This window comes from Marinococcus luteus (genome assembly GCF_034497705.1).
GTDB lineage: Bacteria > Bacillota > Bacilli > Bacillales > Marinococcaceae > Marinococcus > Marinococcus luteus_A.
Window position 1 is genome coordinate 739,284 of record NZ_JAXRUV010000001.1, and the last position, 14,343, is coordinate 753,626.

Below are 14,343 nucleotides of genomic sequence, written 5' to 3' on the forward strand. Positions count from 1 at the left end.
TACACATTGCTGTTAATTACGTATTTTTGACGATTTCTTTCATTAAAGAAATAAAAATCGGCTTGGTTTTGGCCGCCGTTTCCATCACTTCCTCGTGGGATATGCTGACAATTTCTTCGCCGACAGCCATATCAGTAATGCATGAAACACCTAACACGCGCAGCCCTGCATGCTGAGCCACAATTACCTCTGGCACCGTGGACATGCCCACTACATCAGCGCCGACGTTCCGAAGCAGAATTAACTCTGCCCGGCTCAGAAAGTTTGGACCGCTAATGCCGCCGTAGACGCCGCGTTTCAAGTCAATTTCAAGTGTTTCAGCGGCCTGAAACGCTTTACCGCGGAGTACTGGATCGTACGCCTGGCTCATATCGGGAAAGCGCGGTCCGAGATCGCTGTCGTTCCGGCCGATCAGCGGGTTGGTGCCGGTAAAGTTTATGTGATCTTCAATCACCATTAAGTCCCCTGGCCGAAACGACGACTGCATTCCTCCGCACGCATTGGTGACAAATAAAAACTCGGCGCCGAGCGCTTTCATCACCCGGACCGGGAATGTCACCTCCTGCATCGAATAGCCTTCATAGTAATGAAAGCGGCCCTGCATCGCTACGACTGTTTTTCCTTCGAGCTCGCCAAGTACTAGACGCCCCGCATGGCCTTCCACTGTGGAGACAGGAAAATGAGGAATGTCTTCATAAGGGATCACAGTAGCCGCTTCAATATCATCAGCCAGGTCGCCGAGCCCGGAGCCAAGAATCATGCCGACCTCAGGCGCTGCACTATATTTCGACTGGATGTACTCCTTTGCTTCCTGTGTTTTTACAGCATCCATTCAGGCATCCTCCCGTGCGATCCGGCGAAGGGTTTCTTTCATTAATTTCAAGAAATCTTCCTGGACCTTTGAAGTCGTGTCCATGACTTCATCATGGCTTAACGGCTGGTCAAGCATGCCGGCAGCGAGGTTTGAAATGCAGGAAATACCGAGCACTTCCATGCCTCCGTGAACGGCAACGATCACTTCCGGCACCGTGGACATACCAACGGCGTCTGCCCCAAGCACACGTGCCATGCGGACCTCTGCCGGGGTTTCATAGGCCGGTCCCGTATTTGCCATATACGTGCCGCGCTGAATACGGATGTTCAGCGACAGCGCCGCTTCGTCAGCAATTTTGGCGAGTCCTTTCGAATACGCTGAACTCATATCCGGAAAGCGGGGGCCGAGCTCTGCATCATTTTTTCCAATAAGCGGGTTATCGCCGAGCCAGTTGATGTGATCATCGATAATCATTAAATCACCCGGTTCAAAGTCGTGGTTCACGCCGCCCGCAGCATTGGTGACAAGAAGCCGTTTCACTCCGAGCGCGTTCATTACGCGAATCGGAAACGTCACTTCCTGGAGGGAATAGCCTTCATAGTAATGAAAACGTCCCTGCATCGCTGCCACCTGCATACCCTCAAGTTCACCGAATACAAGCTGGCCCGCGTGGCCCTCCACCGTAGAAACGGGAAAGCCGGGAATGTCTTCATATTTTAGAACGACTGGGTTTTTAATTTCATCGGCCAGCACCCCCAGGCCGGAACCGAGCACGAGCCCGGTCGTCGGTACAGTGGAGATATTGGACTGAATGTATTGAACTGCTTCTTTGGTTTGCTGCTGGATACTCAAATTATTCACCCTTCCTTTTTAATTGCTGTAAGAAGCTTGTACCGTACTTTGGCATGGATAGATGGAAATTATCCGCCACCGTAGCACCGATATCGGCAAATGTTTTACGGGTGCCCAGTGGAGCAGAGCCAGTGCTTTTGCTGTAGGCAATCAGCGGCACGATTTCACGGGTATGGTCAGTGCCGTGATGCACGGGATCGTTTCCGTGATCGGCAGTAATAATAAGAAGGTCACTTTCGTCCATCGCTTCCAGCAGCTCCGGAAGCCTGGCGTCAAACTCCTCGAGCGCCTCTCCGTATCCCTGCGGGTCACGGCGGTGGCCGAACTTAGCGTCAAAATCCACCAGATTTAAAAAGCTGAGACCCGTAAAGGATTTCTGCGCCGTTTCTGTGACACGATCCATGCCATCCATATTGGAGGAGGTACGGATCGACTCCGTCACCCCTTCGCCGTCATATATATCGCTGATTTTTCCGATAGCAATGCTGTCAAGACCGGCATCCTCTAGGTCGTTCATGACCGTGCGGCCAAATGGCTTAAGCGCGTAATCATGGCGGTTCGATGTACGTTCATAATTTCCGGGGGACCCGATGAACGGGCGGGCAATCACGCGGCCGATCATATACGGAGCTTCATACGTCATCGCCCGGGCTTTTTCGCAGATGTCGTACAGTTCTTCAATCGGTACCTCATCCTCATGTGCGGCGATTTGAAGCACTGAATCCGCCGAGGTGTAGACAATCAACTTCCCGGTTTTTTGATGCTCTTCGCCTAGCTCTTCAATGATCTCGGTACCTGAAGCCACTTTGTTTCCGAGAACGCCCCGGCCTGTTTCCTGTTCAAGCTGCTGCAAAAGCTCATCCGGAAAGCCATCCGGAAATGTGCGGAAAGGCTCGTCAATATAAAGGCCCATGATTTCCCAGTGGCCGGTCATCGTATCTTTGCTTCGCGACATCTCTTCCATATAACCATACGAAGCTGTTGGTGACGCTGATGCCTCCACTCCCGGGATTTCCCGGATATTTCCAAGGCCGAGCCGTTCAAGGTTCGGAATTTTGATTCCGTTCATATGCTGGGCGATATGACCGAGCGTGTCGGCCCCCTTGTCCCCGTATTCTTCAGCGTCAGGAGCTTCGCCAATGCCGACGGAATCCATAACAACTAAAAAAACGCGTGGGTACTTGTAGTTTTCCAATACTCTCTCTCCTTTTCTGCTAAGCTCTCGGATGCGCCTGCAGGTATACATCTTTTAATTTATGGTTGGATACATGGGTGTAAATCTGGGTGGTGGAAATATCGGCGTGTCCGAGCATCTCCTGGACCGCCCGCAGATCTGCCCCGTTTTCAAGCAAATGGGTGGCGAAGGAATGCCTCAGAGTATGCGGAGTTAATGCTTTTTCGATCCCTGCTTGGCCTGCTGTTGCTTTTAATATTTTCCAAAAACCCTGCCTCGAAAGCGGATTGCCGTGATGATTAACAAATAACAGCTCATGACGTTTGTTTTTCATCAGCGTACTGCGTCCGTGATGTATGTACGTGTCAATTGCCTCGGAAGCCACTTTCCCAAGCGGAACGATCCTTTCTTTGTTTCCTTTACCGACACAGCGGATAAATCCCATCTGCAGATGTACATCAGACATTTTCAATTCACACAGTTCAGTTACCCGCAAACCGGTAGCGTACATGCACTCAAGCATCGCATGATTCCGCTTTGCAAAGGCTGTCGTGCCCTCAGCTGCTGTGAGCAGCCGCTCAACTTCCTGAGTGGACAGTACGGTCGGAAGCTTCTTTTCCCCTTTCGGAATTTCAATCAACTCCGCCGGATCCTTTTTTACCACCTGTTCACGCAGAAGAAACTGGTGAAACGCCCGGACCGATGACAAAAAGCGAGCCAGCGTAGCTGTAGAGCGTCCGGCTTCTTTTTGGGCATACAAAAAATCCACAATGTCCGCACGCTCAGTTTCCGCCCACGATTTCTTCTCCCGGAGCTGCATAAATTTTCTATAGTGTTCCAGGTCTCTTTGATACGACTGAATCGTGTTTTTGGAGAGGCCTTTTTCAACTTGGCAATAATGAATAAAGTCCAGTACCTCCGTGGTCATACGACCGCCTCCTGCTTCCCAATCTTCCCTTCTAAGAATAGCATAGTCGCTTATTACTAGGAAAGGGCGAATGCGCCAGTAAATATACCGCTTTCATTCTACTGTACAATAAAAAAAGCACCGCTTTTTGTCAAAAGACGATGCCCGTACATATGTTAATTCGTGTGCAGCGAAGGAGCCTCCGCACTTTCTTTGTTCTTTTTTGCCTTCGCCTGACAGCGGTGGCAGACACCGTGGAACGTTAAACGATGATCTTTTACCTTAAATTGATAGTCTTTTTCTACAATCTTTTCGACCTCTGCAAGCAGGTCCTCCTGGATTTCATCAACTGTTCCGCATTCAATGCAGACGAGATGGTGGTGAGAGTGGCTGGCTCCTTCTTTCCGAAGGTCATACCGTGAAACTCCGTCACCAAAGTTGATTTTGTCCACAACTTCAAGTTCATTAAGTAATTCCAGTGTTCTGTACACGGTGGCAAGACCAATCTCCGGCGCTTTTTCCTTCACCAGAAGGTACACATCTTCTGCACTTAAATGATCTTCTTCATTTTCCAAAAGCACCTGTACGGTTGCTTCCCTTTGCGGGGTCAACTTGTAGCTCTGTTCATGCAGCTGTTTTTTAATACGTTCTACCCGATTTTCCAATTATCGCTACCTCCCTTATTCCTTCAAGGGTAATAAACTTATTATAATAATTTTAAATAAGCCTGTCAATATAAAACCGATAACCGCTCTCAGTTTAAAATCATTATAAATAAATTGGCATGAAAATTGCATATAAACCTTATTTTGTCCCGTATTTTCAGTAATTCAGGCGTTGATTATCAATGAAATCCCTATGTGACAGATAAATGACGATATTCAATCTCAATTACCGCTGACCGAGAATCGTTTTTACATACTGCACTGCATACATGGTTTTAGCGTCATGAATTTCTTCTCTCTGGATCAATTCATCTGCTTCCTTCACACTTACTTCCATCAGTTCAATAAATTCATCCTCTTCGGTTTCCGGTTCTCCGGACTCCAGTTCGAAAGCCTCATATAGATGAACAATTTCGTCTGCGAATCCGGGAGAGGTATAAAATGAAGCAATTTTTTGCAGGCGCCCTGCTGTGTACCCGGTTTCTTCTTTTAATTCCCGGGCTGCTGTTTCTTCAGGACTGTCAGTACCTTCGAGTTTCCCGGCCGGTATTTCCACCAGCGGCTTTTCGAGCGGCTTCCGGTACTGCTTCACCATAACGATTTTCTGCTCCGGCGTGACCGCCACCACAGCAACCGCACCGCTGTGATTAATCACTTCACGTTTGCTGCTCCGCCCGTCCGGAAGCGTTACGTCGTGCACTGATAAATCGACGATTTTCCCTTCAAATATTGTTTTCTTATTCGTTGTTTTTTCTGTAAAATCCATCGTCAACGTCCTTTCTGCATCGAATATGATTCATTCGTTTTAGTTTACCAGTCTTTTACTGTCTGTGAGAATAGTCTTTTGCTTATTTTCACTCTTCCTAATTATCACCAGATTTGCTACACTATCCAAGTAATCTGATGGAGGAGTTGGACCCATGAATATTTTTGAAGCTATTTTTCTAGGAATCGTCCAGGGAATTGCAGAATTCCTGCCGATTTCAAGTACCGCACATATCATCATTGCAGAATTTCTCCTCGGCCATTCGATCCCCGGCCTCTCATTTGAAATTTTCCTGCATTTGGGATCAATCGTAGCCGTCATGTTTTATTTCCGTAAAGACATTATTCATCTGATTCAGGTATTTTTCCGTTACATTGCCAAACGGCGCCGGGAGGACCGCCCTGAATTTTTCCTTTGTTTGTACATAGTACTTGCCACCGTTATTACCGGCATTCTTGGCATTTTTCTTGAGAATTCGCTTGGCAGTGCCCTGAAAACGCCGGTGATGATCGCTGTATCGCTCACCCTTACCGGCATTTTTCTCATCATTATCGAGCGGGCCTATACCATTGGCAGCCGTACAGTTAATGAAATGACGACGCTTGATGCGGTTATTGTCGGCCTCGCACAGACGGTGGCGGTCATTCCAGGAATTTCAAGATCCGGAAGCACGCTGATTGCCGCTTTGTTTTCCGGCCTTGATCGGGAGACATCGGTCCGTTTTTCATTTCTGCTGTCGATTCCTGTCATTTTAGGATCAACCGTGCTCGCACTCGGCGATATAGCAGACGGCAGCCTCGCTTCCATAGGTGCAGTATCACTTATTGCTGCATTCATCGCCTCGCTGATTACTTCGTGGCTCGGCATCGTCTGGCTGATTAACTTTCTGAATAAAGGAAAGCTCACCTACTTTGCGATCTACTGCTTTCTGCTCGCGCTTGTGACTATTTTATTTCTCGACCCGGGAAGCACAGTAGTCGAATAATAGTTTATCACATAAAAATCCAGCCGGAGTCCGGCTGGATTTTGTACTTTATTATTTCTTTACAGTTACAGTCGCTACTACGGTTTCTCCCGCTTTCAGGCGGTTTTCACTGTTCATTTGAATGTTTTCAACCTGATCGCCTTCAGTGAATACGACGGGCGTGATTTTACTGGCAGCTTTTTCACTGATCACATCCATATCAAATTCCATCAGCAGGTCGCCTTCTTCTACGCTGTCCCCTTCGGATACTTTGCATGTAAAGCCTTCTCCGTCCAGAGATACCGTTTCAAGCCCGATATGGATTAAAACATCCAGTCCCTCCTCTGAACGAATGCCAATGGCATGCTTCGTTGGAAAGATCTGTTCCACCTTCCCTTTAACCGGCGAAAGAATAATTCCTTCCGATGGGTCAACAGCGAAGCCTTCCCCCATCATTTTTTCTGAAAATGTCGGATCCGGCACTTCTGTAATATCAACGAATGTCCCGCTGACCGGCGATTTTATGGTGACTTCTACAGGTTTTTGTTCTTTTCCAAATAGTTTTTTTAACATTTTATTCACTTCCTTTTTATATAGTCACAACTGCGTTCAAGCTGTGCATATGCCTTAGTAAGTGTAACGAACTTCAAGCCTGTGCACAAACTTTCGGGAACGTCTTTACCGTTACATTCCAGAGAGTGCCTAATGTAACACTCTTTTCTGCACGTTTATACAACACGTTTTAAATGAGCACGAATAAGGAATAGAACTCTATTCTAATTGTATATACCTTCTTTTTATAATAATTTAAACCTGAATTCTATACATACAGTCCAACACAGGAGGTGCGCAGATGATTACAGAAAATAAACAGCCACTTTTTGAGAAGTTGTTTTATTTGTATGACCGGCGCTTGATCCAAAAGCATTTCTCAGCCGTACATATGCACAACAACAGTATCTACACCGACGATGCTGCGCTTTTTTATGTGAATCACAGCAACTGGTGGGACGGTCTTTTAATCTATTTTTTAAATAAACACTGGTTCCGCCACCCGGGCTACGTCATGATGGACGAAGAAGGGCTGCGCGAATTCCCATTTTTCCGCAGACTCGGGGCCTACTCGGTGGACCGCAGCAGCAGCCGCGATGTTATTAATGCCCTTCGCTACACAGAGGAGAAACTCGTGAACGGTCATCACGTCTGGCTGTTCCCGCAGGGGGCAGAAACCCATGCCGATCAGTTTCCGATCACTCTTCAGCCCGGCATTTCCTATCTGCTTCCTCGGGTGGATGTGCCGTTTGTGCCGGTTACGATGCACTACACATTTTTGCACCACCAAAAGCCTGAAATCTTCATAAACATTGGCCCGCCGCTCCCCCGGACACCGGAAAACCTCGCTTCGAGAGCGTCCGCTCAGGACGCACTGGAGCGTCACCTGCAGCACCAGTGGGACGAGATGCGTGAAGACATCGCTTACGAGCACCTGGAGAACTACACTACCGTTTTGAGAGGTTCACAGACGATGAGCAGCTGGTGGACCTCCCTCCGGCAGAAAAAATAGAAAGGACTCCCGCCATGTTCCTATGGATTCTCATATGTATCCTCAGCGCCTGGACGGTATTTACGATCATTAACGTGTGGACCCTTCCTTCTCTCGCCTCGTTTTCGGTGCCAAAGCGCCCGGGCTTGATCAGCGTGCTTGTACCGCTTCGGAATGAAGAACGGAATGTGCCGGCGCTTGTGCGGAGTCTTCGCCAGGCGGACGATCTAAAAACAGAATTTATCTTTCTCGATGACCATTCGACTGACCGCACAAAAATGCTCCTGCAGGAGGCTGTACGCTATTGGCCTAACGCCCGCTACATTGAGGGGGCCGCGCTGCCGGACGGCTGGAACGGTAAAGTTCATGCTTGCCACCAGTTGTCCAAAGAAGCTGCCGGCCAGTATTTGTGTTTTGTTGATGCTGACGTAAGGCTGCACGAGGACGCCCTCCGCTGGGCAGAGGGGGCTCTTCAGAAGCATGATGCCGGCCTGGTTACCGGGTTTCCTCATTTCAAAACAGAAGGCTTCTGGGGCCGGCTGCTGGTATATATGCAGCATTTTGTCGTGTATGCCCATCTTCCCATCGCAGTCGCCAACCGCACCACCCGGAGGGCCTTTACTGCAGCACACGGGGCTTTTTTATTTTTCAGCCGGCAAGCCTACGACCAGGCCGGGGGTCATGCTGCTGTTAAACAGGCGCTCGTGGATGATATGGCGCTTGCCCAAAACGTAAAATCAAAACACTTAAAAACACTGCTCGTTTCTCCGGGCCCTGCGGTCACCTGTTATATGTATACGTCGAGCCGGGAAGCGTGGCTTGGCTTCAGCAAAAATATTTTCCCGGGGATCGGCCGCTCGGCGGTCATAGCTTCGGCCGTCATCGCTGTTCATACTCTTTTTTTTATCGTACCATCCTTTCTTCTGCTGGCTGCCATTGCCATACCCGGGTGGCAGCTCGTCGTCCCATACGTGCTGACGGCTGTGCTTCGCGCCGGGATTACGATAAAGGCTTCCCATCCGTGGTGGACAATATTTGTTCAGCCTCTCTCTTCGGGGGTCATGATTGCTGTGCTGCTGTATTCGATTTATCTGGACAAAACGAAAAAAGGCTATTCATGGAAAGGGCGGACCTATCAATGACAACTACTGCTGTTATCGGCGCCGGACTCGGAGGCTTAAGCGCTGCCATTATACTCGCTAAAACCGGGGAAAACGTTACTGTATATGAAAAAAACGAACGGGCTGGAGGAAAACTCCGCCCGTTTCAGCTGGGAACCCACGCATTTGATTACGGCCCTAATACTATTACGATGCCGGATATATTTCACCGCGTACTTGCTTTTGCCGGCAAGGATCCCGAGCAGCTTCTTCCGTTCAAAAAGCTGCCGGAGCATACCAGTAATTACTTCCCTGACGGTAACACACTGCACGTCTCCTCAGATGCCGAAGAAACAAGACAGGCCATTGCCCGTCTTTCAGAATCCGATGCCAGCCGCTACGATGACTACCTCCGGGAAGTCAAACGGCTTTACACCCTCGCTACTGAGAATTTTCTGCAGCGCACCTTCGAGTCGCCTCTGGATTACCTTTCACCGGGCCTTGCCCTTGCCCTTCGCAAAGTGCGTCCGGCCACTACCATGCATGCTTTCCACCGGCGGTTTTTCAAGCACCCGGATGTGCAGCAGGCGTTTGACCGCTATGCGACCTATATCGGCTCTTCGCCGTATGATGCTCCGGCAACATTCGCGCTGATTGCCCACCTCGAGCTTGCTGACGGCGTGTACTATACTCCGGGTGGAAACGTAAAGATTGCCGACGTGTTTTATGAAACAGCCAAAGAGCTTGGTGTCACCTTTTCGTTCAATGATCCCGTACACCATGTTTCCAGCCGCAACGGACGTGCTCAAACCGTGCATGCAGCCTCAGGCTCTCTGGAAGTGGACAGTGTATTATTAAATGGGGATCTTCTCAGCCAGTATCCGTTACTTTTCCCGGACTTCAGTGAAAAGAGCCGGACCGTGCCGGCTCATCCCGAGCCGTCTATTTCAGCGTTTGTGATTATGGCCGGACTCAACACCCGTCTTCCTCAGTTAAAGCATCATCAGGTCTACTTTTCTGCCGACTACCCAAAGGAGTTCAGGCAGCTAAAGCAGGGAAGCTTTCCGGAGGACCCTACCGTTTATATCAGCAACTCCTCCTACAGCGACCGCGGCCAGTCCCCCGACGGCGACAACCTGTTTATTCTTATTAACGCACCAGCGCTTCCGGGCGGTGCCATGACAGAAGAGAAAAAACAATCGTACAGAAATGTTGTATACGACAAGCTGGAGGAGTTTGGCCTTTTTCTGCGTCCGCATATTGTGGAGGAGCGAGTACTCGGTCCGTCTTATCTGGAAGAAACGTTCGGTGCTTACCAAGGCTCCATTTACGGCCTCGCATCTAACCGACGGCAGGATGCGTTTCTCCGGCCGTTCAACCGCTCCCAGGATTTGAAGAATGTTTATTTTGCCGGAGGCTCCACCCACCCCGGCGGCGGTTCGCCAATGGTGACCACCAGCGGCGTTCTTGCTGCCTCCTCCCTGCTTAAGGATAACGGCCTTCTGCTTGATTTCTGGGGAAATAAATGACTTTCTGCTTCCCTAATTACAACCGTCGCATACAATCAGTCCCGCCGATGATAAAGGCGGGGCTGTTTCTAATAGAAAGATGATGGTGATTTCTCTTTCTCCTCCACCGGAATCCATATTTCGCTTTTGAAATCAGGCTTATCAAACTGATTCCCCTCCATCCAAAGCATTTCCGGGCCGACTGCCTGCTGATACCCGGAAGAAGGAAACCATTCTGAATATATTTGTCCCCACGTAGTTTGAAGATCTTTCGGAAACGGTCCTTCGGAGGTAAAAACAGCCCAGGCCGAAGCGGGTACTTCCAGCACGTCCCATGTTTCCAGACTTGGTTTATCAGTGACTACACCAATATAATGATCCAGCCCTCCCTGTTCTTCCATGCGTGCTTCAGAAAAATTTGCTGATGCCTGAATTATCCCTGTCGGTTCCCCATTTGAGAGCGCGAGCAATTTATTTATTTTCTCTTCGTTCAATGATTTCCACATGGCATTAATTTCAGGGTTTTCTCCCTCAAAGATGATAGGGACTCTTTTACTTATGCCGGCGATTCGAAAAGCTTCTTTGTTTTCTATATGATAGTTCATTTCGTTTCCTCCCTGGACCGATAGTTGAAAGGTCAGCCTTGGATATGCTTTTAAAGAAATTCCGTGCCGTTTCACTTCTGAAGGAGTTACGCCGTGCAGCTTTTGAAACGCCCTCGTAAATGAATCGGGTGAATCGTAACCATATTTTAATGCTGTATTGATAACACGTACCTCGCGATGCTGAAGATCAAACGCTGCCATCGTTAAACGCCGGCGCCGGATATATTCTGATAACGGGACACCCGCCAAAGAAGAAAACATCCGCTTAAAATGGTACTCCGAGCAGCAGACGATGCGGGCAGCTTCCTGAAAATCGATTGCCTCCGTTAAGTGATTCTCAATATAATGCAGGGCATTATTCATTTCCTGTAAACTATCCATAATGATGACCTCTCTTATATTTAGAGAATATCAATTCCATGACATATATTCCCTGCTTTTCGTGCCTGATAAAGTCGGGTAATAACTATTAACTTTCTAACTAAGAAGCGCAACGGACTATATATATCATAAAAAAAGGAATAGAAGACCCTGTCCGGGATACTTCTATTCCTTTCCATTATTTGTTTTTAAAATCGCCTTTTTTGTCCTGGGCGACGCCTTTAAGCTTGTCTTTCTTTCCTTCGCGCTGCATCTTTGAATTGTTTGTGGCGCTTCCCATCTTGTCTTTTGCTTCCCCTTTAACCTTGTTCGCGTTTCCTTTTAATTTAGCGCCGAAACCTTTTTTACCGCTCATCTGTGATCCCTCCTAGATGTCTGTCTACATCAGCAGTTCCCTTCAGGAGGCAGCGTCAAACAGAATAGTTTCCTCATTCTGACGACGATTTCATTTGTGCAGGTATTAAATGAAATTCATGCAAAGGTTTATTATGAAATATCCGAGTTTTTTGTTGCAAGTCAGATGGGAGACTTTTCACTCACGTTCAATGTCCAGTAAGTATCATTTTCTCCCGAAACCATTGTTTTATTTTTGTATTATGAGCAGCTTCTCACCAGACGGTCCAGCCACCATCGACGACGATCGTCTGCCCGGTAACCATATCGGAGGAAGCCGAGCTGAGAAATGCCACCGCTCCGAATAAGTCCTCAGGGCGGGCCAGTCTCCCAAGCGGAATTCTTGCAAGTACTTCCTCTTTAAATTCTGCATCTTCAAACATTTTTTCTGTCATTGGCGTTTCAATAAAGGTTGGGGCTACAGCATTAACATTGATACCGTCAGAAGCCCACTCAATAGCCAGTGATTTGGTCAGCTGCGTAATTCCTCCCTTGCTTGAGCTGTAGGCTGTGCGGTTGTAATACCCCACAAAAGCCATCTGGGAGGACATATTAATAATCTTTCCATGCCCCGCTTCACGCATCCACTTTCCTGCTGCCTGACAGGCAAAAAAGACGCTTTTTAAATTAATATCATGAATGCGATCCCACTGCTCCTCCGTTACCTCTTCTGCCGGCGCCGGGATATTCGTACCGGCGTTGTTCAGAAGTACGTCGATTCGGCCAAACCGTTTGTAAATACTCCCGAACAGTTCGTCCAGTTTTCCTATTTCGGTTAAATCAAACGGAAATGACTCAGCCGTCCGGCCTTTTTCCTGAATAATCCGGGCTGTTTCCTGTAAAGCCTGCTCATCACGGGCTACCAGAGCCACGCCGGCGCCGGCCTCAGCCAGCATGACCGCTATTTCTTTACCTATGCCTTTATTAGCACCAGTAACAACGATCGTTTTCCCTTCTAAAGAGAATAGATTAGAGCTGATGGCTTTTCCTCCTTTTTTGTGTACGTATTCGAAGATATCAAAAATCTTATAAATACAAAGAAAATAACAAGCAAAATTTTATTTGTAAACGCTCTCTTCATTTTTATTATTTACGTGATCATCCGCTCAATTAAAATTGGCTCAATAACCTCTCACGCATAGGCTTCCTGCTTTTCACCGGACGCCAGTAAATAAATTAATTACCCCACGACCAGCGATGACTACGTTCATGCTGCTGAGAAATAGCCATTAAATTTATCAATGGAGTCTACGGTTGATATTGTCAAAACTAATAACTGCAAAACCAACCGGCATATCCATCCATATACTTCAATTTTCATGCGCATTCAGTCAGTGGTGCTGTATCTCTGGACGCGTAATGAAGCTTGGGCTTTATGGCCTTTGAAGCCTTCAAGCTCGCATAGCCGTTCGGCGTATCTGCCTATTTCCACACTGGCTTCCTTCGTCACACGCTGATAGGTACAGTTTTTCAAAAACTTGCCTACCCATAAGCCGCCCGTATATTTTGCCGCCTGCTTAGTCGGAAGTGTATGGTTGGTTCCAATTACTTTGTCCCCGTAGGCTACATTCGTTTCAGGCCCGAGAAAGAGCGCCCCGTAGTTTGTCATGTTTTCTAGAAAGTAATCCGGATTGCTCGTGAGAACCTCTACGTGTTCATAGGCAAGCTTATCTGCTTCCTGAACCGCTTCCTCCACATCTTCCACTACGATAATTGAACCATTGTCCTGCCACGCCTGCTCTGCTACTTCCGCTGTTGGGAGTGTTTTTAACTGGCGGGCAATCTCCTCCTCCAGCGACTCGGCAAGCGATTGGGAGGTGGTAATAAGAGCTCCTGGAGACGTCGGTCCGTGCTCTGCCTGGCCGAGGATATCAGTGGCCACCATTTCTACATCAGCCGTTTCGTCAGCAATGACAAGCGTTTCGGTCGGACCTGCAAATAAATCAATGCCCACCCTGCCGTACAGCTGCCGCTTTGCTTCCGCTACAAAAGCGTTGCCCGGGCCGACAATCATCTCCACCGGCTGAATGGTTTCCGTGCCGACAGCCATTGCGGTCATTGCCTGAACTCCTCCCAGCAGATAGATTTCGTCCGCCCCGGCCATATGCATAGCTGCCACCGTGGCTGCCGGTATTTCACCATTACTCGGAGGCGTGCAGGCGATCACTCTTTCGACCCCTGCTACCTTCGCTGTCACAATACTCATATGGGAAGAGGCCACCATCGGATAGCGTCCGCCCGGAATATAGCAGCCTACGCTGTTCACCGGGATGTTTTTATGCCCTAAAATAACGCCGGGCCGCGTTTCCACTTCAATATCCTGAATCGACTCCCGCTGGTGCCGGGCGAAATTTTGAATTTGTGCCTGCGCAAAGGTAATATCGTCAATGACCTGCTGGGGCAGCTCATCGATTACCTGCTGAATAGCCTCGGGCGATAGACGGAACGCTTCCGGCGACCATTTGTCGAATTTTTCGGAGAGCTCCCGGACCGCTTCATCCCCCCGATGCTCTACATCCTGAATGATCCCCTGGACTGCCTGCTGTACCTTCGTGTCCGCCTCCTGTTTTTCCTGATCGCTTTTTCCTCTTTTTAAATAAGTGGGCATCAAGCATCCTCCTTTATGTTGAATACGTATTCAACATAAACTAAACCAACTATTTTGTAAACG

15 protein-coding genes are annotated in these 14,343 nt (G+C 48.4%); 4 read left to right on the forward strand and 11 right to left on the reverse strand.

Annotated features, from left to right (window positions below):
* Positions 1-16 precede the first annotated feature (16 nt).
* The 6 genes from Q9M42_RS03790 to Q9M42_RS03815 form a co-directional block, all read right to left on the reverse strand.
* Positions 17-832, reverse strand: coding sequence for a purine-nucleoside phosphorylase (locus Q9M42_RS03790; RefSeq protein WP_322525190.1), 816 nt, complete (start codon positions 830-832; stop codon positions 17-19).
* Positions 833-1,675: a purine-nucleoside phosphorylase gene (locus tag Q9M42_RS03795; RefSeq protein WP_440972303.1), complete on the reverse strand. Its 843-nt coding sequence runs from the start codon at positions 1,673-1,675 to the stop codon at positions 833-835.
* Entirely contained in the window at positions 1,668-2,822 is a 1,155-nt protein-coding gene (deoB, locus tag Q9M42_RS03800; RefSeq protein ID WP_440972306.1) for a phosphopentomutase, read from the reverse strand. Before deoB ends, Q9M42_RS03795 begins: the two co-directional genes overlap by 8 nt.
* A gap of 58 nt (positions 2,823-2,880) precedes the next feature.
* Positions 2,881-3,768, reverse strand: a complete 888-nt coding sequence (gene xerD, locus Q9M42_RS03805; protein ID WP_322525192.1) for a site-specific tyrosine recombinase XerD — start codon at positions 3,766-3,768, stop codon at positions 2,881-2,883.
* A gap of 155 nt (positions 3,769-3,923) precedes the next feature.
* Positions 3,924-4,412: a ferric iron uptake transcriptional regulator gene (gene fur / locus Q9M42_RS03810; RefSeq protein ID WP_322525193.1), complete on the reverse strand. Its 489-nt coding sequence runs from the start codon at positions 4,410-4,412 to the stop codon at positions 3,924-3,926.
* A gap of 226 nt (positions 4,413-4,638) precedes the next feature.
* Positions 4,639-5,178: an NUDIX hydrolase gene (locus tag Q9M42_RS03815; RefSeq protein ID WP_322525194.1), complete on the reverse strand. Its 540-nt coding sequence runs from the start codon at positions 5,176-5,178 to the stop codon at positions 4,639-4,641.
* A 154-nt stretch (positions 5,179-5,332) separates the two neighbouring features.
* On the opposite strand from Q9M42_RS03815, the gene uppP reads away from it, so the two are divergent.
* Positions 5,333-6,163, forward strand: a complete 831-nt coding sequence (uppP, locus tag Q9M42_RS03820; RefSeq protein WP_322525195.1) for an undecaprenyl-diphosphatase UppP — start codon at positions 5,333-5,335, stop codon at positions 6,161-6,163.
* Positions 6,164-6,214: 51 nt separating this feature from the next.
* Here uppP and Q9M42_RS03825 read toward each other — a convergent pair whose 3' ends face one another.
* Complete coding sequence (locus Q9M42_RS03825; protein WP_322525196.1) at positions 6,215-6,715, reverse strand: PTS sugar transporter subunit IIA; 501 nt, start codon at positions 6,713-6,715, stop codon at positions 6,215-6,217.
* A 280-nt stretch (positions 6,716-6,995) separates the two neighbouring features.
* Here Q9M42_RS03825 and Q9M42_RS03830 point away from each other — a divergent pair, with 280 nt between their 5' ends.
* The 3 genes from Q9M42_RS03830 to Q9M42_RS03840 are packed head-to-tail and all read left to right on the forward strand — an operon-like array spanning position 6,996 to position 10,314.
* On the forward strand, positions 6,996-7,706 hold the full coding sequence (locus Q9M42_RS03830) for a lysophospholipid acyltransferase family protein (protein WP_322525197.1): 711 nt from the start codon (positions 6,996-6,998) through the stop codon (positions 7,704-7,706).
* Positions 7,707-7,720: 14 nt separating this feature from the next.
* The gene (locus Q9M42_RS03835) at positions 7,721-8,827 is read left to right on the forward strand and encodes a glycosyltransferase (protein ID WP_322525198.1); all 1,107 of its coding nucleotides are present in this window, start codon (positions 7,721-7,723) and stop codon (positions 8,825-8,827) included.
* On the forward strand, positions 8,824-10,314 hold the full coding sequence (locus Q9M42_RS03840; protein ID WP_322525199.1) for a phytoene desaturase family protein: 1,491 nt from the start codon (positions 8,824-8,826) through the stop codon (positions 10,312-10,314). The genes Q9M42_RS03835 and Q9M42_RS03840 overlap by 4 nt, the downstream gene beginning before the upstream one ends.
* A 68-nt stretch (positions 10,315-10,382) precedes the next feature.
* Here Q9M42_RS03840 and Q9M42_RS03845 read toward each other — a convergent pair whose 3' ends face one another.
* The 4 genes from Q9M42_RS03845 to hisD all read right to left on the reverse strand — a co-directional run bounded on the left by Q9M42_RS03845 (position 10,383) and on the right by hisD (position 14,280).
* Positions 10,383-11,279, reverse strand: a complete 897-nt coding sequence (locus Q9M42_RS03845) for an AraC family transcriptional regulator (RefSeq protein WP_322525200.1) — start codon at positions 11,277-11,279, stop codon at positions 10,383-10,385.
* A 178-nt stretch (positions 11,280-11,457) separates the two neighbouring features.
* Positions 11,458-11,634, reverse strand: coding sequence for a CsbD family protein (locus Q9M42_RS03850; RefSeq protein WP_322525201.1), 177 nt, complete (start codon positions 11,632-11,634; stop codon positions 11,458-11,460).
* Positions 11,635-11,887: 253 nt separating this feature from the next.
* Positions 11,888-12,706: an SDR family NAD(P)-dependent oxidoreductase gene (locus tag Q9M42_RS03855; protein WP_322525255.1), complete on the reverse strand. Its 819-nt coding sequence runs from the start codon at positions 12,704-12,706 to the stop codon at positions 11,888-11,890.
* A 293-nt stretch (positions 12,707-12,999) separates the two neighbouring features.
* The gene (gene hisD, locus Q9M42_RS03860) at positions 13,000-14,280 is read right to left on the reverse strand and encodes a histidinol dehydrogenase (RefSeq protein WP_322525202.1); all 1,281 of its coding nucleotides are present in this window, start codon (positions 14,278-14,280) and stop codon (positions 13,000-13,002) included.
* Between the last annotated feature and the right edge of the window lie 63 nt (positions 14,281-14,343).